Genomic DNA, 24,120 nt, shown 5'->3' with positions numbered 1-24,120 from the left:
AAGGACACATGCGTGAGCACGCGGGGGTTACCGCGTGCTCAACTACGTCGAGAGGTCAGCGGGTCGGACGGACCCAGGGATCGGGGTCGTCGTCCGCGTGATTCTCATCATCGTCGTCGACGAACTCTTTTGAGTCGTCGTCGAAGTGGTGCTCAGACTTACCAGCACCCGCCAGTTCGCGCTGCAAGGCGGTGAGGTCGGTGTTCGGGGAGTGGTACTTCAACTCCCGGGCCACCTTCGTCTGCTTGGCCTTAGCACGGCCGCGCCCCATGGCTCGACCCCCTCGCACAGAATGCGGGGCAGCCCGAAGGCGGGCCCCGATGACGTCAGGCATCTCTCGTGGCTCTTACGGTACATGGGGATGCCATCGTTCGGCACCTCGGGTTACCGTCAGCCGGCTCTGCGCGTCGCGGCGATCCGGCCGTCACCCAGTGTACCTGGTAAGGAGCGGAACGGAGAGCACCCGTGACACCGGGCAAAACACGCCAAACTTGACCCGGGCCTCAGCCTACCGAGTCGGACCGGCACGGGAGGCCCGGAGGCGGATCCCGGTCGATCCGCCTCCGGGATGCCTCAGCGCAGGTGGATCGTGCGCAGCCGACCGACCTCGGCCATCCGCCGCTCGGCCAGCCGGTCCGCGGCGACCGCGGGCGGCACGCCCTCGTCGTCCGCCAGGCGCAGGATCTCCCGGGTGGTGTCGTAGATCCGGGTGGCCCGCAGCTTCGCCCGGTCGAAGTTGAAGCCCTCGATCTCGTCGGCCACCTGGATCACGCCGCCGGCGTTGACCACGTAGTCCGGCGTGTAGAGGATGCCGCGGTCGGCCAGCAGCTTCTCGATCCCCGGGTGCGCGAGCTGGTTGTTCGCCGCGCCGGTCACCACCTTGGCGCGCAGCGCCGCAACGGTGTCGTCGTTCAGCGCGCCGCCCAGCGCGCAGGGGGCGTACACATCGATGTCCGCGGCGACCAGCGCGCTGGCGTCGTCCACCAGGGTGACCTGCGGGTGGTTGGCGCGTACCCAGGCCAGGGCCTTCGGGTTGACGTCCGTGGCGACCACCTCGGCGCCGTCGTCCAGCAGGTGCCCGGTCAGGTATTTACCGACCTTGCCCAGGCCCGCCACGCCGACCCGGCGACCGTTCAGGCTCGGCGTGCCCCAGACGTGCTCGGCGGCCGCCCGCATCCCCTGGAACACGCCCCAGGCGGTGAGGATCGACGAGTCGCCGGCGCCACCGTGCTCCACGCTGCGGCCGGTCACGTAGCGGGTCTCGCGGGCGATGATGTCCATGTCGGGCACGTAGGTGCCGACGTCGCAGGCGGTGTAGTAGCGGCCCGCCAGCGACTCCACGAAGCGGCCGTACGCGCGCAGCAGCGCCTCGCTCTTGATCTGCTCCGGGTCGCCCCAGATGACGGCCTTGCCGCCGCCCAGGTCCAGGCCGGCGAGCGCGTTCTTGTACGCCATCCCACGGGACAGGTCGAGCACGTCGGCGAGGGCGTCGTCCTCGCTGGCGTACGGGTAGAAGCGGGTGCCGCCGAGCGCGGGCCCCAGCGCGGTGGAGTAGATCCCGATGATCGCCTTGAGGCCGCTCTGCTTGTCCTGGCAGAAGACGACCTGTTCGTGACCGGTCGATACCGGGTCGTCGGTGCTCGCGAATACGCCCATGACTGGCTCCTACGATGGTGTGCGTTCCTTGTGGGACGCGGACCTGGTGGACCCCGGCGGGGATGCTGCCGGTGTGATCGAGCCTAGTATCGGCCGCCGTGCGACCGCCCGACGTGCCGCCGCCGTCCCACGGTGCGGGGCGCGCGGTCCGCACCGCTGGCCGCGCCGGGGTGCGGTTCATGGGAGGATCGCGCGGTGCCGTCGCTCTTCGCTTCTTACCTGCGCGTGTACGAGCCGCTGACCGCCTTCGACCGGGACCGGCAGAGTTACTGGCGTCGCTATGTCTCGGAGGGACGGGCGATCGCCCCGGTCGAGGGACCCGGCCGGCAGCGGACGGCGGTGATCGAGGCGCTGGGCGCGGGCTGGACCCGCCTACCCGACCTGCCCGAGGAGGCGTACGTCCTGGAGACGGACGACAGCCTGCTGGTCTGCCCCTGGAACCTGCGCATCCGGGTCGCTGAGGCGGCGCTCAACGCCCGGGACGGGGTGCCCCCGGTGCTTGCCGACGCCTTCGTGCCGCCGGTGCTCGCCGGGCAGGCCCGAGCGGTCGTCGACGACTGGCGCAGCGGCGCCCGGGTTCTGGAGCACGGGGTGCCCCGGGTGCACGAGCAGATCGCAACCTGGGGCGTACCCCTGCGGTGGTTCGTGCTCTTCGACCCGACCGAGCGGGACCTCGTCACCCAGCCGGGCCGGCGGGCGCTGCGCTACCGGACGGAGATCTCCAAGGCTCGTCGTCGTTCGTCCCGGGCGTTGTCGGTGCTGCGTAAGTCGGTGGGTGAGGCGCCGATCACCGAGGCGGTCCAGGAGGCGGCGCGCTGGCTCGAGGAGTTCCACCCGGGCTCGGTGGTGGAGCTGGACTACGGCGGCCTCGTCGACCTGCTCTCCGATGAGACTCTCGCCGCCGACGACTCGCCGGAGCTGGTCGCCGGTGGCCTCGCGGGCCTGTCGCGGGGGGAGGCGGACGAGGCGTCGGCCGCGTACGACAAGTTGGTGGCCCGCTGGCGCGCGGTGCAGCTCCTGGAGCGGTGCAACTAGGGCAAATCGCCCCTAGGAGCGCTCCCAAAGCGAGGGTGTCTCGTAGTTGACGCATCACGAACCGTGATCATGAGTCCGAATAAGGTACTTTCTGCCGTGTAAAAGTCGTAAAAATCGGGCATGGTTCATCCGTCCGTCTAGGGACCTTCATCCGTTCGGCCCATGTCGGACATCGGGGACTAGCCGGACCATGGGAGACGCGTCGGCCGGCGGGACCCCGGCCGATGTCTATACATGTGGAGGAGTGACCGATGGCATCGCGAACGCACGAACCAGAGCCGCTGCTCACACCGGCCGAGGTGGCGTCGATGTTCCGTGTCGACCCGAAGACGGTGACCCGGTGGGCGAAGGCGGGCAAGCTCAGCGCCATCCGCACCCTGGGTGGCCACCGTCGATACCGCGAGTCGGAGGTCAGGGCGCTGCTACAGGGCCAGATCCCGCAGCAGCGGCAGGGCGACTGACCCGATAGAGGTTTCCGGAAAGGGGCGGTGGATTTCGATCCACCGCCCCTTTTCATGTCCGCTCGGCTCCGACGGTGGCGCGTCAGTCCGTGTCGGGGCCGGTCAACGTCACCCGGATGCCGACCGTGCCGCCCTCACCGCGACGGAACCGGCTGCCCAGCAGGCTCAGCCGACCGATCAGGCGGTACTTGTGCTTGAGCAGGTCGCGAACCCGGCCCGTGTCGTGGCCACCGTAGAGGCTCGCGTGGGCGGGCACCTCCGCGCCGTGCGGCCGGCCCCGCACGTCGCACGGCGCAACAGTCACCTCGCCGTTGTGGCGGATCCGCTTGACCTTCCCCGAGTCGGCGCGGGTCCACACCGCCAACGCGTCGCCGTCGCGGACCGCCCAGACCGGGGTCGGCACCGCCCGGCCGTCCTTGCGGAAGGTCGTGAGCAGGATGTACTTCTCGGCCGACAGTCGGTCCAGGGTGGTCACGCCGCCAGGATAGGCCGCTGCGGGCCACTGAGCGGCCAGATAGCGTGAACGGCGTGACGGGGGAGCCTGGAATTGGTGACGTGGTCGGTGAACTGCTGCGGGACACGCTCGCCGTGGCGACCGGGGTCGGGCCCCGGCCGATGGTCGGCGGTCGGCTGCCCCGGCCGGTCATCGAGATCATCGAGCGGGACGACGGCCTGATCAACGGCGCTCCGGCGGCGCACTACCTCGACGGGCCGGCCGACTGGCAGCCGTACGACCACCGGGCCGTCGACCGGGCCCGGGGCGAGACGCTTGACGTCGGCACCGGGGCCGGCCGGATCGCGCTGCTGCTCCAGGAGCGCGGCGTACCCGTCACCGGCCTCGACACGTCGGCGGGCGCCCTCGACGTGAGCCGACGGCGTGGCGTACGGCGGCTGGTGCACGCAACGGTGGACACGCACGTCGCCGACGGCCGGCGCTACGACACGTTCCTGCTGCTCGGCAACAACCTCGGGCTGTTCGAGGGGCGCGAGCGGGCCCCGGCGTTCCTCGCCGCGCTCGCCGCGCTGGCCCGACCGGGAGCACAGATCATCGCGCACGGCACCAACCCGTACGGCACCCGCGACCCCGTGCACACCGGCTACCACGAGCGCAACCGACGCCGGGGGCGGCTCGGCGGCCAGCTCCGGCTCCGGCTGCGCTACCGGGAACTCGGCACCGAATGGTTCGACTACCTGGTCTGCTCGCCGGACGAGTTCGCCGAGCTGGTGCACGGCAGCGGCTGGCGGTTGATCGATGTGGACGACCGCGACGCCCCCTACTACCTGGCCACCCTGCGCCTCGCCGGCTGAGCGACGGCTCCCGCGCCGCGACGGACGCGGGAGCCGTCGTACGACTCAGACCTGAACGGTCGGGGGCAGCGGCTCGGGCGGGAGGCCGCCGTCGCCGTCGACGACCTCGTCGGGGGTGCCGTCCTCGTCGAGGTCGACCATGGTGATGTCCACCTTGCCGTCACCGTCGGTGTCGAACTGGAACAGGTCGGCCTTGCCGTCGCCGTCGGTGTCCACCACCCACACGTCGGTCTTGCCGTCGTTGTTGGTGTCGGCGCGCAGCAGGTCGACCCGTTCGTCGCCCCGGGTCTCCACGGTTTCGGAGTCGGTCGTGACGCTCTCCGGTGCCTGGCTCATCTCGATGCGGTCCTTCCCTTGAGTTGACGGGCCGTACGTACCCGATCCCGCGCTCCCCCACGCATCGGCGGGGTACCGGGCTGTCTAGGGTCGCACCATGAGCGAGCGCAGCGGGCCGAGCACCCGGGCCGGCGTGGCGGAGACCCCGCGCGCCACCGGGACGGACAGGGAGGCGTGATGAACGATCGTTTCGTGGTCGTCGGTGCGGGCACGATGGGGCTCGGCATCGCGTACGTGGCGGCCGGCGCCGGTCACGCCGTCGAGCTGGTCGAGGTGGACGCGGACCGGGGCGCGACCGCGCTGACCCGGCTCGCCGACCTGTGGGAGCGCGCGGTGCAGCGCGGCAGGCTGACCGCCGACGAGGCCGCCGCGTACCGGCAGCGGGTGATCCTGCGGCCGAGCCTCGCCGACGTCGCCCCCGCCCCGGGAGTGGTCGTGGAGGCGGTCCCGGAGCGGCTGGAGCTGAAGCGGGCGGTGCTGCGCGACGCCGCCGCCCTGAACCCGGCCCTGCTCGGCAGCAACACGTCCAGCATCGCCATCGGCGAGCTGGCCGCGGCTCTCGACGCGCCCGAGCGCTTCCTCGGCCTGCACTTCTTCAACCCCGTCTGGGCGATGGCGCTGCTGGAGATCGTGGTCGGCCCGGCCACCGCCGAGGAGACCACCACCGCGGCCGTCGCGCTCGCCGGCCGGCTGGGCAAGGACCCCGTCGTGGTACGCGACATGCCCGGCTTCGCGACCTCCCGCCTCGGGGTCACCCTCGGGCTGGAGGCGATCCGGATGGTCGCCGACCAGGTGGCCAGCCCCGCCGACATCGACAAGGCGATGGTGCTCGGCTACCGGCACCCGATCGGGCCGCTGGAACTCACCGACCTCGTCGGCCTGGACGTGCGCCTCGACATCGCCCGTACCCTCCAGGCCGCGTACGGGGACCGCTTCGCGCCACCGGAGCTGCTGGTGGAGATGGTGGCCGCCGGACGGCTGGGCAAGAAGTCCGGGCACGGCTTCTACCGCTGGGAAGGTGGCGTCAAGCAATGAGTGGTCTGCGGATCGAGGAGCGGTCGGACCGGCTCGTGGTGACGCTGGCCCGACCGGAGAAGCGCAACGCCATCGACGCCGACCTGATCGCCGAGCTGCACGAGGTCTGCGCCGAGTTGGAGGCCCGTCCCCGGCTGCTGCTCCTGACCGGCGGCGCGGAGGGCATCTTCGCCGGTGGCGCCGACATCGGCCAGCTCCGCGAGCGGGGCCGCACGGACGCCCTGGCCGCGATCAACTCGGCGGCCTTCGCGCGGATCAGGGCACTACCCATGCCGAGCGTGGCCGCCGTGGACGGGCCGGCGCTGGGCGGCGGCGCGGAGCTGGCGTACGCCTGCGATCTTCGGGTGTGTACGGCCCGGGCGGTGTTCGGCCAGCCGGAGGTGCGGTTGGGCATCCTGGCCGGCGCTGGCGCGACCCACCGACTGCCCGCCCTCATCGGCGAAGGTCGGGCCAAGGAACTGCTGTTCACCGGCCGTCGGGTGGACGCGGCGGAGGCCCTGCGGATCGGTCTGGTGAACCGGGTGGTGGACGAACCCGGCGAGCTGCTGACGACGGCGCACGGGCTGCTGGACGAGATGGCCCAGGCCTCGCCCCTGGCGTTGCGGCTCACGAAACTGGCCGTCGACGCGCCCGCCGCCGCGCACCCGCAGCTCGACCTGGTGAGTCAGGCGGTGCTCTTCGAGGACGAGGAGAAGCACCGCCGCATGACCGAGTTCCTGGAACGCCGCCGGGCCCGCTGACGCGGCAAACGGGAACGGCCGCACCGGCTGTCGAGCCGGTGCGGCCGTACGCGGTCCGCAGGTACTGCTCAGTGCCGGATCTGCACCCCGCTGTCGGCGAGCGCCCGGATCACCTGGGCCGACTCACCGAAGCCGATGATCAGGACGGCGTCCGCACCGAACTGCTTGATCTCCTTCGCGCCGCCGGAGAAGTCCACCGGCGCGGCCTTGGCGTCTGCCGGCGGGTCGTACGTGAGCAGCTTGAGTCGGTCACCGGGAATGCCGGCCTTCTCCAACTCGTCACGGACGGTGGCCTGCAGGCCCTCACCGTAGGAGTCCTTACGGGCGACGATGACGATCTTCTGCGACCCGTCGCGGAGGACCACGTCGGCCAGCGCCCGGCCCTGGAGGCTGTCCGGTGGGGCGGTACGGAAGTAGAGGCCCTTGTCCTCGACGTCGGTCAGGCCGGCGTCGGTGTTCGACGACGAGAAGAGGATCTTCCCGGCCTTGACCACGTCCGGCAGCACCTCGCGGGAGATGCCCGACGCGCCCGCGCCGATGATGATGCTGACCCCGTCCGCCACGTGTTTGGCGACGGTCGCCTTGGCTACCGCCGGGTTGGTGCCGTCGTCGCCGTCCTTCCACGTCACCGGCTTGCCCAGCGCGCCGCCCGCGGCGTTGATCTCCCGGATGGCCAGCGCCGCGCCGGCCGCCATCGGCGGGTACGCGATCGCCAGGTCGCCGGTCTTCGGCAGCAGACCGCCCACGATCAGCGGCTTCTGGTCGTCGGCGTCACCGGGGCGCGGCTTCTTGCCCTTCGGCGGCGTCTTGGTGCTCGCCGCCGACTCGGAGCCCGCGCCGACGAACTCGGTCTTGCCGTCGTTGAGCTGCTGGCCGTCGAAGGTCAGCGTGGCGTAGCTCGCGGTGGCCGGCTCACCCTTGTCGGTGAAGCCGGCGCGGGTCAGCGAGACGCTGCGGTACTCGATGTCCTGCCCGGCCCGGGCCAGCGTGAGGCAGGCGGCCGGGGTCTCGCAGCGCTGTCCGTTGTTGGTCACGCCGACGATCTGCTTGGCGATGGCCGCCGGGTCGGTGCTGCCGGCCAGTTGGGCGGCGAGCACACCGATGACCACCGCGTCGTACGTCTCGGCGGAGTAGAGGTAGTCCGTCAGCGCCGGATTGACGGACCGTAGCCGGCCCTTGAAGTCTTCGGGCAGTGGGGTGAGTGGCGTGGTCCCCTTCATTCCGTCGACGAGGTCGGCGCGTTCCTTCAACTCCGCTGGGTAGGAGTTGAGCATGTTGCCGTCCGTGCCGTAGAGGCGCACCTGTTGGGCGCTCCCCTCCTGGGCCTTGTCATCCCCGCAAGCGCTTGTGGCGAGCAGGATCGTCGCGCAGGCAGCCAGTGTGGCCACCCGCGAGCGGCGTGATACGAGCATGGTCGTCCTTCCTCCGGCGAAGGTCCGCTGCGCACATTAGCGTGCCCGGGCCGGTCGCGGGACCGTGGAGGCGGCGCAATGCGTAGGTAGCTCACTGTGAATACACACAGTGACGGAAGTGCCGTGGCTTGACCCCCCGTCCTACTGTGCGCTGCGTGACGGACCTACCACAGCAGACGTTCGACGACGCGACCGCCGTGCTCCGATCGGCGCTGGCCGGGGACGGGGACGCCGTGACGGGTACGTTCGACGCCGTCGTCGACCGGGCCGGCCTGTCCGGGGCGTACGGGGTCGCCTGGTGCCTGGCCGCGACGATGGTCGGTGACGCGCCGACGAGCACCGGATGCGCGCTGGAGTTCCCGGGCATCGAGCAGGCGGACTACGACACCCGCTGGGTGGCCCGCTTCGTGAGCGCCTACGCCAACCGGGACGTATCGACCGGCGAGGCCCTGTTCGGCGCGGCGGCGGCCGACGGGCTGCTCTCCGACTGCCTGCTCACGCTCGCCGGCTCGACGATCGCCACCCTGCGCAGCCGCGCCGAGTGAACGCGGCACCCGCTTCGGGTGCCGCGTCCGCGCGGGCCGTTCAGAAGGCGTGGTACGCGACCAGCGGCTCGTACTCGTAGCGCAGGTTGTCGAAGCGGACCCGGAAGTTGACCCCGTCCCTGACGTTCGTCGCGACGACGGTCCAGCCGGAGTTGGCCGGCAGGTAGGTCCAGTAGTTGCAGTTGCTGGTCTTGTCGATGAAGATCACGCAGGCTTCGGTGGCGTACGCGCTGGTGTTGCGGACGTTGATGTCGCGGCAGCGGGTTGTGGTGCGGTACGGGCCGGCCTGGCCGCCGTACCCGCCGGTCTGGAAGAACGAGCGGACCGCGCCGCCGTAGCAGGTGGCGAGCGGCGCGAAGAGGTTCGGCCCCGAGGTGAAATCGGTGGAGTCGGCGCTCGGGGTGGCCGTGGCGGCCTGGGCGGGTGCGCCGGTGGCGAGCAGCGCGGCGGCCGTGGCGACGGCGAGCAGGCGAGCGGTCGGGGATGACATGCAGGCGGCCTCCGAAAACAGTTGACTGACTGTCCGTATTGGACGGACGAGCTGACCGTGACGATGATACTGATCGATTAATCGCGGCGTGGTCCGGGATCGTCGGTCGGGTGTGATAGCTCTGGGGCATGTCCGAGGCCATGCTCAGCAAGGTGCGCAAGCTGCTCGCCCAGGCCGAGGATCCGGCCTGCACTCCCGCCGAGTCGGCGGCGTTCACCGCCAAGGCGACCGAGCTGATCGCCCGCTACGGCGTCGACAGGGCGCTGCTCGCGGTCCGCGACCCGACCAGCGACCCGGTCGGCGACCGCGTGCTCGACATCGTCGCCCCGTACGCGCGGGACAAGGTCGGCCTGCTCGCGGCGGTCGCCGAACCGCTGCGCTGCCGCTGCGTCCGGCGTAAGCAGGGCAACGGCTTCGTCGCCCACCTGTTCGGCTTCGCCAGCGACCTCGAACGCGTGGACCTGCTCTTCACGTCGCTGCTCGTACAGGCCGCACACGGCCTGGCGGCCACGGCGGTGCCGGCGGACGACCATCCGGCCGCCTTCCGGCGCTCCTGGCTCGCGGGCTTCGCGGAGGTGATCGGGGGGCGGCTCTGGGCGGCCGAGTCCGCGGCGGCCAGCGAGTCAGGCGCCCCGTCGATGGCGTTGGTGCTGGCCGACCGCTCCGACCGGGTGCAGCGACGGCTCACCGAGGAGTACCCGCGACTGCGTACCGCCCCGGCTCGTCGCCTCGGCGGCACGGGCTTCGGCTCCGGCGCCGAGGCGGGCAGCCGCGCTCACCTGGGCGGCCGTAATCTCGACACCGGCCGGGTCGGTCGACAACTCGGCCACTGACCCCGGCCCGGCGCAGCGCGGCTTGGCGCGGCCGGGCCCGGCGCGGCCCGGCCTGGATCAGCCCGGCTCGGCCTGGATCAGCCCGGCCCGGCGCGGCTCAGGCGGTGTGCGGGCCGCCGCGCGACACCGTGGCGAGATAGCGGGTCAGCAACTCGTGCCAGCCCGCCGTGAGCGCCTTGCGATAGCCCTCGGCCGCCTCGCCGTGCCGGTCGAAGTGCCGGTGCTCCAGCTCGACCCGGGTCCGTTCGGGGCCGTCCGGCAGGAACAGCACCTCGACCTCGCTCGCCTTCGCCGGATCCGGCACCGGCACCCGGTCCGGCCCGAGCTGCCAGGCGAAGACCAGCCGTCGAGGCGGATCCCACGTGAGCACCCGACCCCAGTCGGCCCGGAAGCCGTACGGGCCGATCTCGTAGAGCATTCCGCCGGCCCGGGGCTCCATGCCCAGCTCGGCGAGAGCTTCCGGACCGGACCAGGTGTACTCGGTGACCCACCACTCGGTCAGCTCGTCGGTGAACACGGCGAACGCCCGCTCGGCGGACCCGGGGACGAGGAGACTGCACCGTAAGGAGAAGCGCTCCAGGTCCTGCCGAATGTCGGCCGGATCAGCCATCCCCTGTCCCATAGGCCCGGACCATACCGGCTGATGCCCGGGTGTGCAGCTTCCGCAGTGCCCTTTTCCAGACAGTGGGTTGCCGAGTCGTCACGCACGGGATGGCCCGCCGGAAAGCGGGTAACCGCGCCGGACGGCCCGGACCACCGGGTTCGGCGCACGGGCGGAGCGGGAGAGCATGAGCGAGAACGCGCAGCAGCGACGGCCGGAGCGGGACGCCGACGCCGGAGAGCCGGACGTCCTCCTCGACATCCCGAAGGTCTCGGTCGACTCGATCCGGCTGGCCGTGGACGGGCTGGACGCCGACATCTCGCTGCGTGCCCGGCTGGCCAACCTGCTCCAACTCGACGCGGGCGTACGGGTCCACCTACGCGGCGTCGAACTGGACATCGACGGGGCACACGCCGAGGCGCAGCTACGGGTACGACTGGAGCAGTTGGTGACACTCCTCGGCCGCGCGCTCGACACCATCGACAACAACCCGCAGGTCATCGAATCCCTCGCCCAGGCGGGCGGCGGTGCGCTCGACGACGTCAACCGGAGCGCCCAGCAGGTCGCTGCCGGCGCCACCGAGGTCAGCGCACTGGCACAGCACGCCCGCGTACGCGACGATCTGGCCCGACGAACGGATGCGTCCGGCGGCGACCAGCCACGAGTACGACCCGCCCGCCCGGTGAGTCCGTCGGCCGGTCCGCCCGTCTCGACCCCCGCTCCGGGCCCGTCCGGCGCTCCTACCGGTGGCCGAGGTGACCGGGAGCAGCCCGAGGGCGCTCCGAGCGGTGGTGGACCGTCCGGCGGCGGTCCGGCTGGGGCTGGTCGGGCTGGTGGCGGCCCGGCGGGGCGCGGCGAAAGCGGCCAGGGTGGTCGGGCTGGGGGCGGCCAAGCCGGCGGCGGACCCTCTGGTGGCGGGCCGACCGGTGGTGGTGCCCAGGGCGGCGGCCAGCAAGGTGGTGGTGGTGGCCAGCACGGCGGTGGACAGCAGGGTGCCGGCCAGTACGGCGGCGGACGGCAAGCCGGTGGGCAGCAGGGCGGCGGAGGCGGCGGGCAGGCTGGCGGTGGTGTCGCGGGTGGGGCGCAGGCGGCGGCCCAGAGCGCGGCGCAGCTCGCCGAGCAGGCCGGCGAGAGCCTCCGGCAGGCGGGCCGCAGCGTGTGGGAGGCGATCCAGGGTGGGATCGCCCAGCACCGCCAACAGGGCCGCGACGACCAGTGACCGGGCTGCCGTGCGCCGGCCCGTCCGACGGGGCCTCGGGCGAGAGTTGATCGACTCGACTGCGGGCGATGTGGCGCTCATCGCGTCCAGGCGACGAACCTCTCGTGCAACTCGTTCGCCGGGGTGTCCGGCATCTCCTCGAGCGCGGCGTGCAGCAGCGAACCCATGTACATCGACAGGCCGATCCGGTTGTCGTGCTCCTCGTACGTCTCGGCGAGGCGCATCCGCGCCGAGTCGCACGGCCAGGGCGTGGAAGGGTCACACGTCAGGCAGTCCCAGTCCGGCCGCCGCGGCAGGTGCTCATCTTGCAGGTGGTTCGCGAGCGCCCGGACCGAACGCTGGCCGAGCTCGATACGGACCGCGCGTACGGTGGTCGGCTCCTCGCCCATCACCAGATGCCGCCGGCACGGTGAAGCTGTCCAGGGGTGAGCAGCGGGGACGCGGTCGTCATGAGGGTGGGGCCGGCCCACGTGGGCGGAGCGGGGTACGCGCCGAAGCCGTGCGGGTAGCAGGTGGCCGGGCCGGTCTGGTCGAGCTGCGCGAGCCGGCGTCCGTGCCGGCGGAACGGATTGCGGATCCTCATCGCGGGTTGCCCTCTCTCCTCATCAGGACTGAGGTGGCCGGCCGGCCTCTCTCGGCGCGGCCGCCCCCGTCCTTCCTTGGTCGCGCCGGCTTCCCGGCGTTGGCGGGCGACGTGCCCGTCGACTAACTGGCTTGAGCCAGTAGTGGCTTAAGCCAGCTTGGTGAAGAGGCGAGCATCTGTCAATAGCTGGCTTGAGCCAGTAGCGGTAGCCTGGGATCACCTCGAGGAACGGGTGATCCGATGAGTAATCAGGAAGAACGGCAGCCGCCGAGCCGCCGCATCGCCGAGGAGCTACGGGCCGCGATCATTCGCGGCGATCTCGTAGACGGCGACCAGCTTCCTTCCGAGCGCGAATTGGCGTCCAGGTACGCCACTGCCCGCAACACGGCGCGCGAGGCGTTGGGCATCCTGCAAGCCGAAGGGCTTGCGCAGGCTCAGCACGGCCGAGGCGTCTTCGTACGTCAGCGCCGGCCGCTGGTGCGGATGGGCCGGGACCGGTACTCCCGACGAGCACGGAACGAGACCGGCCTTTCGCCGTTCCGAATCGAGGTCGAGCGACAAGGGCGAGTCCCGCACACGGAGTGCCGGTCAGTCACGACCGTGCAGCCACCGCCTGAGGTTGCCGAGCGACTCGGACTGGACGCCGGTCAAGAGGTCGTCCGGCGCGAGAACTGGTACTTCGCTGACGACGAACCGGTGCAAGTCGCGATCACCTACATCCCCACGGCGGTGGTCGAGGGGTCGCCGCTGGCGAGTGAGAAGAAGCTCGGTCGAGGCAGCATCTACCAGCGGTTCGAGGATCTCGGCTACCCGATCGTGCGTATTCGCGAAGAGGTGAGCTCCCGCATGCCGACGCCCGAAGAAGTGAAGGGCCTGGCGATGCCGCCGGGCGTGCCCGTGATCGAGGTTCTGCACACCAGCACCGACGGCGAGGGACGAGCGTTCGAGGTGACGCGGTTCGTCATGCGAGCCGACGTGAACGGATTGGACTACGAGATGCCCGTTGAAGACTGACCACCAAGGCGTCACCCGGACGGGCATCGCTCGGGTGGCTGCTCTGGCGCTGCTGTGGGGTTCCAGCTTCCTATGGATCAAGCTCGCACTGCGGGGCTTCAACCCGGTGCAGATCGTGTTCGCCCGGCTCTTTCTCGGTTTCGTGATCCTGGTGCCCATCGTCCTGTCCCGGGGGTTGCGCTTCCCGAGCGAGCGACGTGTCTGGGGGCACCTGTTCGTCGCGGCCCTGATCTCCAACGCCGTGCCGTATGTGCTGTTCGGTAGCGGGGAGGAGACGGTCGGATCGAACGTGGCAGGCGTGCTGAACGCGACCACGCCGCTGTGGACGCTGCTCCTAGCCTTCCTCGTCGGCGTCGACCGCGCCGTCACCGTGAGGAAGACCGCGGGGTTTGCCCTCGGGTTCCTTGGCGTAGTGGTCATCTTCTCGCCGTGGGAGTCCGCGGGTGAGATCGCCAGTTGGGGGGGCCTTGCCTGCCTCGCCGCCGCCGCCAGCTACGGACTCGGCTACGTCTACATGGGCAGGTTCCTGGCCGGCCGCGGAATCCCTCCGCTCATGCTGTCGGCGGCCCAGCTCGGCGCAGCCACCGTCCTGCTCGCCCTAGCCTTCCCGTTCGCAGGATTGGACACACCGACATGGCGACTCGACGCCGTCGCAAGCCTGCTCGTCCTCGGCGCACTCGGGACCGGAGCCGCGTACGTCCTGAACTACCGCATCATCGATGACGAAGGCCCGACCGCCGCATCGGTGGTCACCTACCTCTTGCCCATTGTCGCCGTGATCCTCGGTGGGATCTTCCTGCACGAAGCCGTCACCGTCGCGATCGTGGCCGGCATCGCCCTGGTCCTCGCTGGGGTCACCCTCACCCGGAAGCGGTCAGCCGAGAAGCGGTAGCAGCCTGCCTGTGGATGTCTAGTCTCACCACATCGACAATGCCTGTTGGGAGTCGAGCATGAAGGCCATGGCGTCCAGGTCATCCTCGGCGCGGCAGTCATGCCTCCACCGGTAGCGCGCGAGCGTGCGTCCTCTGCGCGGCGCGGAGGGCGGAGAGTTGGCTGTGGAACGAACTGTGGCGATTCTGGTCGAGGTTGAGCGGAAGCACGCACGACTGAATGAGTTCCTCCTCAAGCTTCCACGGCTGATCCGTGGCGCTCCACACGACCTGGGCGTGCTCGGCCATCCAGTCGGTGAGCCGTTTCTCGCCGTCTCGGCCAAAGGTCAGCCGGTTGCCGCTACCGACTCGGCGTAGCCCGATCTCAAGCTCGTCGGCGAGGAGCGAGCCGAGGGTCAGGCGTAGCGTCGACCCGGCAGCGTTGCCTCTGTAGTGATAGCGGATGCGACTGCGGATGGTCTGCCTGCTCGGGGGGCGGCCATTGCTCGGCGGTGCCTTCGGTGAGATGCCCACGTAAAGCAGCGTTGCCCCGTCCCGCTGATGGCAGCCAGGGACCGGGACCAGGGGTGGCGGCGATGCGAAATACCAGGCGTAGACGCCAGGTGCCGCCGGTATCGGACAGTTTCGTCCCTGGACATCCTCAGCCCGGTAAAGACGGGAGGGACGGAGTAATGCCTCCTCCGGGACCACTAATACTCCTCGGCACGGGATGCGCGGACGCGGGTTGGCAGGCTGAAGGCGTGCCGCTAGGGCTGTCCGGTTGACAACTCAGTGCCCACAGGAAAACCAGGGATGTCACCGTAGGTGCGGTCGGCCATGCGGCACTCTAGGGCACAGGAGCGACAGTCGGTCACGGTGTCACGTTCCGTTAAGCCGTAGTGAGACACCTTCGGTCGATGCGAGGCGCTGCAGGAAGTCAAGTTCTGAGATGACCTCGATCGAGTGGCCGGCCTCAAGGAGCGTGGCAGCCTTTTGGTGCTTGCTGCTGGTCTCGGCACCTGGCCTCAGGCGGCTGGGGTCCTGTTCGCCGATCACCAGCACGTTCGTCTTTTTCGAGACTCCAGCAACCGGCTGGCCTCCCACCTCGGCTACCAGGTGCCGTGCCTCATCGCGGCTCATGGTGAGCAGCGTGCCTGTGAAGCAGACCGTAAGCCCGTAGAAGGGACCATCTGGGTCGGCATCTGGGTTGGCGCCAGGGAGAGCAGATCGGGCCCTAGAGGTCGATGGAGGTTGGTAGCGGCAGCCCTTCCACTCGCCGCCGAAAAGAGCGCCGAACCTAGTCCTCGTAGCTTGTAGAAGCTCCGGCAGCGTGTCCACGCCGTGGGCGCGCTGCGCTGCGAGGGCGATAGTTGCCGCCGCCTGTGCGTCGGCCGCGGGATCGTGGTGGTCGAGAAACTGATGGCCAGCGGCTTCGGCGACCCAGGGGAGCGAGTACGAGATGAGCTGCCAGGTTCGACGGGCGACCACGAGGGTGCAGGCGTAGGTCAAGTTAGGCCAGGGCGAGTCCGTCAGATCGCATGCGTTCCTGATGACGCCCAAGTCGAAGGCGGCATTGTGAGCCACTACTGGCCGGTCATCGACAAAGTCAATGATCTCCTTGAGCGCTTGAGGCCAGTTGGGTGCGTTCTGGACATGCCGTGGGGTGATGCCATGCAGCGCCATGTTGAAGGGGGAGAAGTAGGCGGCCGAGGGCGGAGGCTGGATGTATGTGGTGTACCGCTCGCCAAGCATGCCGTCTTGCACTGCAACCATGGCAACGGCGCATGGGCTGCCGCGGTACTCGTTTGCCGTCTCAAAATCGATCGCCACCCATGATGTCATGATCAACGACCATAGTGTCGCTCGAAGTGCTGCTCGTTCCACCTTTCGGTCTGACCTCGGGTTCATCCACCTGCTCCATAGTCAGGCGGTCGTGCGAGGCCGCGATCGTCTGAGCGGCTGTCGCTGGTTAATCGACCGTCCAGCTGACTGGAGTCGTCGGAGGTTGTCGCTACGGTGGTCACCCCGTCGTCAATGATCAAGGACTCCCGATATGACTTCTGCCGTCGATGCCCCCGAGAACGAGCTCTCCATACCGTTGGACTACGTGCCAGGTGCACGCGGTCACGCCGTTCTGGCGATCGGACACGACGAAGCTGGTTCGGAGTCGCTGGCGGTGTGGCGACTTGGCGCGACCGGTCGTGCTGTGGGTGCCTGGGTTCTGCCGTTGAAGCAGCTGCAGCAGGATAACGAGTACTTTCAGCGGTTGATGGGCCTGCTGCGGGATAGATGCTTGGTCGACTGGGACACCGGTACTCCAGTTAGCGTGATCGATCGCCTCGCTGCCAACGTGCCGGCACAGCTGTCTGCCGCCCTCAAGCGGAACGTTGTGGCCATACCGGACCTGCTACAGGAGGTGACCGAGCAACGTGCGGCCATCGTCTTGGTGGCGGACGACTACCGGCGAACTGCGAAGTCGAAGGTAGCGCCGCTGGTCTGGCCCAGCGAGGTTCCAAGTGTGGCGGAACTGAGGGAGCTCACTGCCGGGGCCCGGCGGGCGGCAGCATCGCCGGTGGCGGCTAGTGCGCTTGCCCTTAGCGCCGGCTTGGCCCGGGTCGCGCAGCTGTGGCAGGACACCGAGCAGGTGCGCTGTCGCCGGCGATATCTCCGATCCTTGAGCGAGCCGCGGCTGCTTCCGCCTCGTTGGCTGTCGATATTGCAGGCAGCTGCTGGCACGTCTGAATAAGCAGACTAGGAGCGCTGGCGCTGGCGGCACTGCGTCAGCCGTAAGTCAGCAACCGTTCAGCGAGACCCAATGCCAAGCAAGATCCGACAGTGGTAGGCAGGGCATACAACGGCATCAGACGCATCCGTTGGAGCTCAACGCGAATCAAGATCTACATCACACCAAGAGGTCGCCATGAGACTGAACCAGGGGCTTGAGGCTGTACCGACCGCGAGCGTGGACACAGCCACGCTTTGGAGCGCCGTTGGTACCGTCACCAGCGCCCTCGCGGCACTCGCCGCTCTCGTCGTTGCCTACCTGGCCTATAGGACAACGCAAACTGCCGCTAGCTCAACTGCGGCGCTGACAAGGATTGAGGCGAGACGCATCTGGGCCGAGACACTTCCGCAATTCAAGATCACGGCCGAGGCTCAGTCGGACACGTACGCCATGCTTCATGTTGAGCTGGTAGGCCCTCCCAGCCTCGACCGCCTCGACCAGATCCAGCTCTCGGTCCGAGATGACTACCACGCTCGTGGGGCGTCACAAATCGCAGGTGGCCCTAGCGCGGATCAGGTTGCGAACCATGTCTGGGGGCCGTACCGATTCAGGCACGGCATCGACGGAGGGTCGGAGAACGGCCGCGATGTCGCGCCGTTCAGCCTCCCGCTTGGCGAGGGCACCGACTTCGCCATGGATCGGCAGCTCCCGCCCCTCTGGAACACAAGTGGCACGGAAGCTTCCTGGCGGCGCGACTACGCCGGCAAGTCCGTCCGCCTACTTCTGCGGTGCACCCGCGACGGTTTCGAGCCATGGACAGTCCCTGCCGAGGTCCTCGTTACTCCACTTCCGAAGCAGGAGATCCCAGCGCAGGCTTCTGCTCGTTCTGGGAGCTGACCCCGGCCCGACCCCAACGAGAGGCCAGAGCTGCGCCCGGGGGCACGTGAACTTGCAGGCCGAAGCCAGGCAAGGACGCCGCAAGGTTCTCTGGAAAGCGCCGTGGCCGATGCGGGCCCGCTCTGCGGTCCGTGCCCAGTCCAGTGGCGGCTGAACGTGCCTGCCGAGGCAGCGGAGATACAGCAGGGAAGTACAGCAACCGATCGAGCTGCAACCGCTACCACGCGGCCCCCACGAGCCAGCCGATCTCGAGGGCAGCCGGAGCGGACTGAACCGCCCGAAGCTACGGATTAGAAGGCGTCCTGCGGAGCCTCGCGGGCACGACGAGCGGGCCGACCCGTGGCTAGCGTTACAGCGAAGAGCTGCCCTCTACCCGACTCCCGGTCACGAGAGTCGAAGCGACGTTGACCAGCAGGTTGCAGACCATCACATCCACCCCTCCCACAAGAGCCGAGACCATCAGCAGCAGCACAAAAAAGACGGCGGGCAGCGTGGCCTTCATGATCTTAGTGAGCTTCCCGCGACCGGCAGGCACCAGCCGCCCCAGAGGGCTCGGGAATCGAGTACAAGGCAGCTCTTCAGGGGCATCGTACCCGGTCCCAACAGCCTCCCAGCCGAGCCGGCGGCGTGCGGCGAGTGTGCAACTTGTGGTGGCGATCACCGGTGAGGAGCGGTCAACCGCGGGCCACGGTCATGGGTGCGGTAGGACTACCCATAGCAAGATCCCCACCTGCGAATCCGCTGGTGGGGATCTCTGTAGCCCGGCGAAAGGCTATGTGGCCAGGGGCGGGGTCGAACCGCCGACCTTCCGATTTTCAGTCGGACGCTCGTACCAACTGAGCTACCTGGCCGTGTTGCTCGGCTCATGCTACCCGCCAGCAGATTGAGCTGCTGACAGGATCACACGCTCCGATACGCAGAACGCCGCGCGAGGCGCGGCGTCAGCGCTGCGGTCCTGACGGGACTTGAACCCGCGACCTCCGCCTTGACAGGGCGGCGAGCACTCCAACTGCTCCACAGGACCTAGCTTGTGTTGCTCCGGCTTGCGCCGGTCGTGCCCCCAACGGGATTCGAACCCGTGCTACCGCCTTGAAAGGGCGGCGTCCTGGGCCGCTAGACGATGAGGGCGGCCCCGCCATCATTGCACATTCGCAACTTCAAGCGGACTTGCTCCCATCCGGCCCCGCCGGAGGCTTGGAAAGCATACGTGATGCCTGGCCGGTCGACAAAACCGGTATGGCCGGGGCCGTCGGGGAGCGCATAACCGCAGGTCAGGGTCCATCTGCCTTGAGCCGGGTGATGCCGTAGCGGTGCTTCAGGTCGGCGATCAGGTGCGGGCAGGCGGCGAGCGTCGCGGCCCGGTTTCCGCCCCCGTCGTGCAGCAGCACGATGGAGCCGGGACGTGCCGAGTTGTGGACCCGGTTGGCGATCGTGGTGGCGGTCGGCTTGTCCCAGTCCTGCGGGTCGACGGCCCAGTGCAGGGGGTGCATGCCGAGATCCTTGGCCACCGCGAGGACCTCTGGCGTCCACCGGCCACCGGGTTGGCGGTAGAAGGGCACCGGCGTGCCCGGGGCGGCCTTCTGGATGGCCTTGTTGGTGCGGGCCAGGTCGGCCTTGATGTCGGCGACCGGTCGACGGGCGAGGTCGAGGTCGTGCCGCCAGCTGTGGTTGCACAGTTGGTGGCCCTCCCGGACGATCCGCCGGATCAGCTCGGGGTGCCGCTGGGCCTCGAGGCCCACGACGCAGAAGGTGGCCGTCACGTGGGCCGCCTTCAGTTGGTCGAGCACCTTGGGCGTCCAGGCGGGGCTGGGCCCGTCGTCGAAGGTCAGCGCCACGGGCCGTACGCCGGTGTTGCGCCGGAGCCCGGCCGGGAGCTTCGCCGGCAGCGGTCGCAGCGGCGGTTTCGGCGGCTTGGTGCGGGTGGCGCTCGGGGTGGGCGTCGGCGTGGGGCTGGTGGTCGACTCGACGGGCAGCGGCGGCCCGGCGACGTGGATGGCAGTGTCTGGCTGGGCGCAACCGGACAAGACCAGCACCACGGCGAGGACGGACGCCAGGGCGGCGCGGGCTTGCATCTGTTCGCTCCCGGAGGGTCGGGGTGGGCGGACCACTCCGACGGTAGTGGAAGCGGCCGGGGAGCCGACAGGTCGGTCAGGCCTCTCGCGACTGGTCCAGCGAATCGCGGACCGCCACCGCCAGTGAGACCGCCTCGGCCAGGTCGACCGGCCGGACCACTCCGGCGGGCAGGCCATCGGCCCGCCAGCCCGGCCCGGCGGCGAGGATCAGCAGCGGGCGGCGGGGTGCGGCGAGCAGCGCGCTGAGTTGGTCCGGGTCGGCGGTGGCCCGGGTGTGTGACCAGAGGACCACGGCGGCCGGTCCGGTCCGGTTGACCGCCTCGACGAGGGCGGCCACCGGCACCCGGGCGCCCAGCATCCGGTAGCCCACCCCGGCCTCGGCGAGCGCGGCGGCCAGTGCCTCCAGGGGCAGGGTGTGCTGCTCCTCGTCGGCGCAGGAGAGCAGGATCCGGGCGGGCCCGGCGGGCGGGTTGGCCCGGCTGGCCGCGGCGAACGCCTCCGACACGCACCGGGAGACCAGGTGCTCCACCTCGATGAGGCCGGAGGTGGCGACATGCCGTTCGCCGATGCCGGCGAGCACCGGCCGCAGCAGGGTCTCCCAGGTGGCGACGACCCCGCTGGCGGCGATCGTGTGCGCGATCGTCTCGTTGATCACCGCCGCGTCCAGGCGCATGGCAGCGCGGGCCAGGCCCCGGGCCGCCGGGCCGGCGCGGCCCACCCCGATGGCGCCGCCGCCGTCGCGGCTCGCCGGACGGATCCGACCCCGGGGGACGGTGTCCAGGTGCGTGCGGTCCGGTCCCTGCCGGGCCCATTGAGCCGCCTCGGCCGGGCTGACGCCCTCGGCGGTCAGCCGCCGCATGGTTTCGAGGCGGGCCAGGTCGGCCGGCGTGTACCGGCGGTGATGGCCGGGCACGTGCTCGCTGGGCCCGAGCCCGTAGCGCTGGTGCCAGGTACGCAGCGTGGTGACCGCGACCCCCAGCCGGCGTGCCACGGCGCCCGCGCTCAACGCCTCATCGGCCACCCGACCGCTCCACCGCGTCGTCCGCCGGCGATCCGGGCGGGGTCGTGGTGGTGGAGCCGGGGGTGTCCGACGAGGACCCCGAGGGGCGCAACAGACGGTTCACCACCCCGCCCAGCCAGGGCGCGTACGAACGAGGGTCCCGGTCGAGGTCGGCTTCCAGGGCGGCCGGGTCGGCCCAGCGCAGCTCGGCCACCTCGTCCGGGTCGGGGCGCAGTGGCGCGACGGGCCGGAACTCGCCGCGCAGCACGTGGTCGTACTCGAACTCGACCCGACCGGTGGTGGGGTCCTCGGCGTAGTAGACGTAGACGCCCACCTGGGTCAGCTCGACCGGACCGGTGCCCAACTCCTCACGCAGCCGCCGGTTGGCCGCCTCGGTGAGCGACTCGCCCGGCCGGGGGTGGCCGCAGCAGGAGTTCGCCCACCGCAGCGGAAAGCGGGTCTTGACCGCGGCCCGTCGTTGCAACAGCACCTGGCCGTCCGGGTCGACGAGCATCACCGAGAATGCCCGGTGCAGTTGCCCCGGTGGTTGGTGTGCGGCGGCGACGGTGGTGTCGCCGTGGGCTCGCCCGTTGTCGTCGACCAGCTCGACGAGGTGGTCCTCGCGACTGCTCATCGTCCCTCCCCCGTGATCCGGCCGGCGGCCAGCTTGCCAGAGATCAACACCATCGGTACGCCCACGCCGGGTTGGGTGCCGGAGCCGACGAAGACGACGTTCGACAGGTGTCGGTGCAGGTTCGACGGGCGGAACGGCCCGGTCTGGAAGAGGGTGTGCGCGGCGGCGAACGGTGTGCCGGCGGCCATGCCCTGCTCGGCCCACTCGGCGGGGGTGATCGCCCGCAGCACCTCGACGCCGTCGCCGAACCCGACGTAGCCGCGCTCCTCCAGCGTCGCGATGAGCTGGTCGCCGTACCGCTGGGTCAGGTCGCCACGCCACTCGAAGGGCGCCCGATCGAGGTTCGGCACGGGCGCGAGCACGTAGTAGGTGTGCCGATCCGCTGGTGCCACCGACGGGTCGGTCCGGCTGGGATTGGTGACGAGCAGCGACGGATCGGTCATCAGCTCACCCCTGCGGATGACCTCATCGAAGGTGCCCTTCCACGCGCGTCCGAAGTGGATGTTGTGGTGGGCGATCTTCGCATAGCCCTGCCGCGAGCCGACGTGCAGGACGACGCAGGACGGCGAGTAGGTGAGGCGTCGCGCGGGCGCGGCGGGCAGCAGGTCCCGGTAGGCGACCGGCAGGTCCGGGTTGAGCACCACCACGTCCGCCGGCACCAGCTCGCCGTCGGCGGTCAGTACGCCGGTGGCCCGGCCGTTCGCGGTCTCCACCCGGGTCACCGTGGTGTCGTACCGGATCTGCACGCCGTGCTTCTCGGCCGCGCCGGCCATCGCGCGGGAGACCGCGTGGATGCCGCCCCGGGGGAAGTAGACCCCGGCAACCGAGTCGAGGTACGCGATGACCGCGTAAATGGCCAGCGCGTCGTGTGGGGCGAGCCCGGCGTACATCGCCTGGAAGGAGAAGATCCGCTGGGTGCGCGGGTCCCGGAAGAACTGGTTGATCTTGGTCTGGAGGCGGCGGAAGGCCCCACCGGTGAGCAGCTTGAGCAGGTTGCCGGTGAGCAGATCGGTCGGCGCGTCCAGGTTGCGCTCGATGAAGTCGGCCCGCTCCAGCCGCCACAGCTCGCGCGAGTAGTCGACGAAGCGCAGGTAGCCGTCGGCCTCCCGGGGACCGCAGACCCGGGAGATCTCAGCGGCCATCCGGGTGGTGTCGGTGCGTACGTCGAGGGTCGACCCGTCCGGGTAGTACGCCCGGTACGCCGGGTCCAGCGGGGTCAGGTCGAGCCAGTCGCGCAGCTCCTCGCCGACGGCCCCGAGCGCCTCGGCGATGAGGTCGGGCATGGTGAGCACGGTCGGGCCGGTGTCGAACTCGTACCCGTCCACGGAGAGTCGGCCCGCGCGCCCGCCGGGGACCGGCTCGCGCTCCAGCACCGTCACCTGCCGGCCGCTGCCGGCGAGGTGCAGCGCACAGGCGAGCCCACCCAGCCCGGCGCCCACGACCACCACCCGGTCCGTCCGTCCCGTCACCGTCCGCACGTGACCACCTCCTCGAGATCCTCGGTCATCAGGCCCGCCGACTGGTGGCAGCGGTGGCCAACCCGGTCAGCGCGGTACGCGCCGTCCGGTCCACGGGCGCGCTGTCGAGCGCGGCCAGGGCATCGCCGACCCGCTCGGCGATCATCCGCTCCACCCGGGCCACCGCACCGGTCGCGGCGACCACGTCGGCGAGCCGTTCGACGGGTTCGCCGTCGGTCTGCTCCAGCGCCCGGAGCTGGCTCGGCGTGGCCAGTTGGCGGGCCAGCATGAGCAGCGTGGTGGGCTTGCCGACGCGCAGGTCGTCGCCGGCCGGTTTGCCGGTCGACTCCGGGTCGCCGTAGACGCCGAGCAGGTCGTCGCGGAGCTGGAACGCCTCGCCGACGGCCAGGCCGTAGCGGGTGTACGCGGTGACCAGCGCGTCGTCGACCGTCACCCCGGCCAGGCGGGCGCCGAACAGCAGCGGTCGCTGCACGGTGTAGCTGGCGGTCTTGTAGCGCGCTACGCGCAGCGCCCGATCGACCGACCAGCTTTCCGGGTCGTTCTCGCCGAGCACGTCCAGGTACTGCCCCGCGACCGTCTCGACCCGCATCTGGTCGTAGCAGCGGCGGACCTCGAACAGCCTCGCCGGGGTGATGGCGGTGCGGGCGAGCAGCTTGTCGGCCCAGACCATGCAGAGGTCGCCGATCAGCACGGCGGCGGCCTCGCCGAACCGGTCCGGGTCGCCCCGGTGACCGGCGGCGACGTGCTGGGCGGCGAGCGCGACGTGTGCCGTGGGCCGGCCGCGACGGGTGGTGGAGGCGTCCATCACGTCGTCGTGGACCAGCGCGAAGGTGTGCAGCAGTTCGAGCGCGGCCAGCGCGGGCAGGACTGCGGGGAGCGGTTCGTCGCCACCGACGGCCCCGCGCCAGCCCCAGTAGCCGAACGTGGACCGGATCCGCTTTCCGCCCGACAGCACGGCCGCGCGTGCGGCGGACGCGAATCCGCCCATGGCTGCGTCGATCTCGGTGAGTGTGTCGACCTCGGCGGTGAGGAAGGTGGAGAGGGTCTCGTCGACCGCAGTGATCAGGTCCTGGGTGTAAGCGGCCAGGACAGCGCGGACCGGGTCGTCCCGCTCGCCTGGCTCCGTCGGCGCCACACGTACCGCGTTGCCCGCAACTGCGTCGTTGGCCATGTGGAC

28 protein-coding genes and 3 tRNA genes are annotated in these 24,120 nt (G+C 70.3%); 11 read left to right on the top strand and 20 right to left on the bottom strand.

The window, feature by feature from the left end:
* Positions 1–55 precede the first annotated feature (55 nt).
* Together AB0B55_RS11775 and AB0B55_RS11770 are read right to left on the bottom strand one after the other, a co-directional pair.
* Entirely contained in the window at positions 56–271 is a 216-nt protein-coding gene (locus tag AB0B55_RS11775) for a DUF3073 domain-containing protein (RefSeq protein ID WP_007454329.1), read from the bottom strand.
* A 302-nt stretch (positions 272–573) separates the two neighbouring features.
* Complete coding sequence (locus AB0B55_RS11770; protein ID WP_357132126.1) at positions 574–1,656, bottom strand: Glu/Leu/Phe/Val dehydrogenase; 1,083 nt, start codon at positions 1,654–1,656, stop codon at positions 574–576.
* 195 nt (positions 1,657–1,851) lie between these two features.
* Here AB0B55_RS11770 and AB0B55_RS11765 point away from each other — a divergent pair, with 195 nt between their 5' ends.
* Together AB0B55_RS11765 and AB0B55_RS11760 are read left to right on the top strand one after the other, a co-directional pair.
* Positions 1,852–2,691 carry a hypothetical protein gene (locus AB0B55_RS11765; RefSeq protein WP_357132123.1) on the top strand — a complete coding sequence of 280 codons (840 nt, stop codon included), beginning with the start codon at positions 1,852–1,854 and terminating at the stop codon, positions 2,689–2,691.
* A gap of 251 nt (positions 2,692–2,942) precedes the next feature.
* Complete coding sequence (locus AB0B55_RS11760) at positions 2,943–3,152, top strand: BldC family transcriptional regulator (RefSeq protein ID WP_007073996.1); 210 nt, start codon at positions 2,943–2,945, stop codon at positions 3,150–3,152.
* An 82-nt stretch (positions 3,153–3,234) separates the two neighbouring features.
* Here the strand turns inward: AB0B55_RS11760 and AB0B55_RS11755 are convergent, their stop codons facing one another.
* Entirely contained in the window at positions 3,235–3,627 is a 393-nt protein-coding gene (locus AB0B55_RS11755; protein ID WP_357171663.1) for a PPOX class F420-dependent oxidoreductase, read from the bottom strand.
* 53 nt (positions 3,628–3,680) lie between these two features.
* Here AB0B55_RS11755 and AB0B55_RS11750 point away from each other — a divergent pair, with 53 nt between their 5' ends.
* Positions 3,681–4,460 carry a class I SAM-dependent methyltransferase gene (locus AB0B55_RS11750; protein ID WP_357132117.1) on the top strand — a complete coding sequence of 260 codons (780 nt, stop codon included), beginning with the start codon at positions 3,681–3,683 and terminating at the stop codon, positions 4,458–4,460.
* A 45-nt stretch (positions 4,461–4,505) separates the two neighbouring features.
* Here the strand turns inward: AB0B55_RS11750 and AB0B55_RS11745 are convergent, their stop codons facing one another.
* Positions 4,506–4,796, bottom strand: coding sequence for a hypothetical protein (locus AB0B55_RS11745; RefSeq protein ID WP_357132114.1), 291 nt, complete (start codon positions 4,794–4,796; stop codon positions 4,506–4,508).
* A 177-nt stretch (positions 4,797–4,973) separates the two neighbouring features.
* On the opposite strand from AB0B55_RS11745, the gene AB0B55_RS11740 reads away from it, so the two are divergent.
* Both AB0B55_RS11740 and AB0B55_RS11735 read left to right on the top strand, forming a co-directional pair.
* A complete protein-coding gene (locus tag AB0B55_RS11740; protein ID WP_357132261.1) occupies positions 4,974–5,831 on the top strand; it encodes a 3-hydroxyacyl-CoA dehydrogenase family protein in 858 nt (285 codons plus the stop codon).
* Positions 5,828–6,571 (top strand): enoyl-CoA hydratase/isomerase family protein, encoded by a 744-nt coding sequence (locus AB0B55_RS11735; RefSeq protein WP_357132111.1) that lies wholly within the window; start codon positions 5,828–5,830, stop codon positions 6,569–6,571. Before AB0B55_RS11740 ends, AB0B55_RS11735 begins: the two co-directional genes overlap by 4 nt.
* Positions 6,572–6,639: 68 nt before the next feature.
* Here AB0B55_RS11735 and AB0B55_RS11730 read toward each other — a convergent pair whose 3' ends face one another.
* A complete protein-coding gene (locus AB0B55_RS11730; RefSeq protein ID WP_357132108.1) occupies positions 6,640–7,983 on the bottom strand; it encodes an ABC transporter substrate-binding protein in 1,344 nt (447 codons plus the stop codon).
* Positions 7,984–8,138: 155 nt separating this feature from the next.
* On the opposite strand from AB0B55_RS11730, the gene AB0B55_RS11725 reads away from it, so the two are divergent.
* Positions 8,139–8,528: a hypothetical protein gene (locus AB0B55_RS11725; protein ID WP_357132105.1), complete on the top strand. Its 390-nt coding sequence runs from the start codon at positions 8,139–8,141 to the stop codon at positions 8,526–8,528.
* A 40-nt stretch (positions 8,529–8,568) separates the two neighbouring features.
* Here AB0B55_RS11725 and AB0B55_RS11720 read toward each other — a convergent pair whose 3' ends face one another.
* Positions 8,569–9,018, bottom strand: coding sequence for a hypothetical protein (locus tag AB0B55_RS11720; protein WP_357171662.1), 450 nt, complete (start codon positions 9,016–9,018; stop codon positions 8,569–8,571).
* Between the two features lie 128 nt (positions 9,019–9,146).
* Here AB0B55_RS11720 and AB0B55_RS11715 point away from each other — a divergent pair, with 128 nt between their 5' ends.
* On the top strand, positions 9,147–9,851 hold the full coding sequence (locus AB0B55_RS11715; protein WP_357171661.1) for a DUF2786 domain-containing protein: 705 nt from the start codon (positions 9,147–9,149) through the stop codon (positions 9,849–9,851).
* 97 nt (positions 9,852–9,948) lie between these two features.
* Here the strand turns inward: AB0B55_RS11715 and AB0B55_RS11710 are convergent, their stop codons facing one another.
* Positions 9,949–10,473: an SRPBCC family protein gene (locus tag AB0B55_RS11710; RefSeq protein ID WP_355048395.1), complete on the bottom strand. Its 525-nt coding sequence runs from the start codon at positions 10,471–10,473 to the stop codon at positions 9,949–9,951.
* A gap of 166 nt (positions 10,474–10,639) precedes the next feature.
* Between AB0B55_RS11710 and AB0B55_RS11705 the strand changes: the two genes are divergently transcribed.
* The gene (locus AB0B55_RS11705) at positions 10,640–11,671 is read left to right on the top strand and encodes a hypothetical protein (RefSeq protein WP_357171660.1); all 1,032 of its coding nucleotides are present in this window, start codon (positions 10,640–10,642) and stop codon (positions 11,669–11,671) included.
* A gap of 77 nt (positions 11,672–11,748) precedes the next feature.
* Here AB0B55_RS11705 and AB0B55_RS11700 read toward each other — a convergent pair whose 3' ends face one another.
* Together AB0B55_RS11700 and AB0B55_RS11695 are read right to left on the bottom strand one after the other, a co-directional pair.
* Complete coding sequence (locus AB0B55_RS11700; RefSeq protein ID WP_357132093.1) at positions 11,749–12,060, bottom strand: hypothetical protein; 312 nt, start codon at positions 12,058–12,060, stop codon at positions 11,749–11,751.
* Positions 12,060–12,254, bottom strand: a complete 195-nt coding sequence (locus AB0B55_RS11695) for a hypothetical protein (protein ID WP_357132090.1) — start codon at positions 12,252–12,254, stop codon at positions 12,060–12,062. Before AB0B55_RS11695 ends, AB0B55_RS11700 begins: the two co-directional genes overlap by 1 nt.
* 240 nt (positions 12,255–12,494) lie before the next feature.
* Here AB0B55_RS11695 and AB0B55_RS11690 point away from each other — a divergent pair, with 240 nt between their 5' ends.
* Together AB0B55_RS11690 and AB0B55_RS11685 are read left to right on the top strand one after the other, a co-directional pair.
* Complete coding sequence (locus AB0B55_RS11690) at positions 12,495–13,268, top strand: GntR family transcriptional regulator (protein WP_357132087.1); 774 nt, start codon at positions 12,495–12,497, stop codon at positions 13,266–13,268.
* Positions 13,258–14,160, top strand: coding sequence for a DMT family transporter (locus tag AB0B55_RS11685; RefSeq protein WP_357132084.1), 903 nt, complete (start codon positions 13,258–13,260; stop codon positions 14,158–14,160). Before AB0B55_RS11690 ends, AB0B55_RS11685 begins: the two co-directional genes overlap by 11 nt.
* Before the next feature lie 97 nt (positions 14,161–14,257).
* Here the strand turns inward: AB0B55_RS11685 and AB0B55_RS11680 are convergent, their stop codons facing one another.
* Complete coding sequence (locus AB0B55_RS11680) at positions 14,258–14,848, bottom strand: GIY-YIG nuclease family protein (protein ID WP_357132081.1); 591 nt, start codon at positions 14,846–14,848, stop codon at positions 14,258–14,260.
* 168 nt (positions 14,849–15,016) lie between these two features.
* Positions 15,017–15,979, bottom strand: coding sequence for an exonuclease domain-containing protein (locus AB0B55_RS11675; protein ID WP_357132078.1), 963 nt, complete (start codon positions 15,977–15,979; stop codon positions 15,017–15,019).
* A 211-nt stretch (positions 15,980–16,190) separates the two neighbouring features.
* Between AB0B55_RS11675 and AB0B55_RS11670 the strand changes: the two genes are divergently transcribed.
* On the top strand, positions 16,191–16,883 hold the full coding sequence (locus AB0B55_RS11670; protein ID WP_357132075.1) for a DUF6218 family protein: 693 nt from the start codon (positions 16,191–16,193) through the stop codon (positions 16,881–16,883).
* 1,225 nt (positions 16,884–18,108) lie between these two features.
* Here AB0B55_RS11670 and AB0B55_RS11665 read toward each other — a convergent pair.
* The 9 genes from AB0B55_RS11665 to AB0B55_RS11625 all read right to left on the bottom strand — a co-directional run bounded on the left by AB0B55_RS11665 (position 18,109) and on the right by AB0B55_RS11625 (position 24,114).
* The gene (locus AB0B55_RS11665) at positions 18,109–18,261 is read right to left on the bottom strand and encodes a hypothetical protein (RefSeq protein ID WP_357132072.1); all 153 of its coding nucleotides are present in this window, start codon (positions 18,259–18,261) and stop codon (positions 18,109–18,111) included.
* A 275-nt stretch (positions 18,262–18,536) separates the two neighbouring features.
* Positions 18,537–18,610 (bottom strand) — tRNA-Phe (locus AB0B55_RS11660).
* Positions 18,611–18,709: 99 nt separating this feature from the next.
* Positions 18,710–18,783 (bottom strand) — tRNA-Asp (locus AB0B55_RS11655).
* Between the two features lie 31 nt (positions 18,784–18,814).
* Positions 18,815–18,887: transfer RNA gene (locus AB0B55_RS11650), tRNA-Glu, on the bottom strand.
* Positions 18,888–19,030: 143 nt separating this feature from the next.
* Positions 19,031–19,831 (bottom strand): polysaccharide deacetylase family protein, encoded by an 801-nt coding sequence (locus AB0B55_RS11645; protein ID WP_357171659.1) that lies wholly within the window; start codon positions 19,829–19,831, stop codon positions 19,031–19,033.
* A gap of 76 nt (positions 19,832–19,907) precedes the next feature.
* Entirely contained in the window at positions 19,908–20,852 is a 945-nt protein-coding gene (locus AB0B55_RS11640) for a MerR family transcriptional regulator (RefSeq protein WP_357171658.1), read from the bottom strand.
* A complete protein-coding gene (gene idi, locus AB0B55_RS11635; protein WP_357132063.1) occupies positions 20,842–21,465 on the bottom strand; it encodes an isopentenyl-diphosphate Delta-isomerase in 624 nt (207 codons plus the stop codon). The genes AB0B55_RS11640 and idi overlap by 11 nt, the downstream gene beginning before the upstream one ends.
* Positions 21,462–22,943 carry a phytoene desaturase family protein gene (gene crtI / locus AB0B55_RS11630; protein WP_357132060.1) on the bottom strand — a complete coding sequence of 494 codons (1,482 nt, stop codon included), beginning with the start codon at positions 22,941–22,943 and terminating at the stop codon, positions 21,462–21,464. Before crtI ends, idi begins: the two co-directional genes overlap by 4 nt.
* Positions 22,944–22,971: 28 nt before the next feature.
* Positions 22,972–24,114: a polyprenyl synthetase family protein gene (locus AB0B55_RS11625; protein WP_357132057.1), complete on the bottom strand. Its 1,143-nt coding sequence runs from the start codon at positions 24,112–24,114 to the stop codon at positions 22,972–22,974.
* Positions 24,115–24,120: the final 6 nt, after the last annotated feature.

The organism is Micromonospora sp. NPDC049107 (assembly GCF_040648595.1).
Taxonomy (GTDB): domain Bacteria; phylum Actinomycetota; class Actinomycetes; order Mycobacteriales; family Micromonosporaceae; genus Micromonospora.
This window is presented reverse-complemented; position numbering and strand designations above follow the sequence as displayed.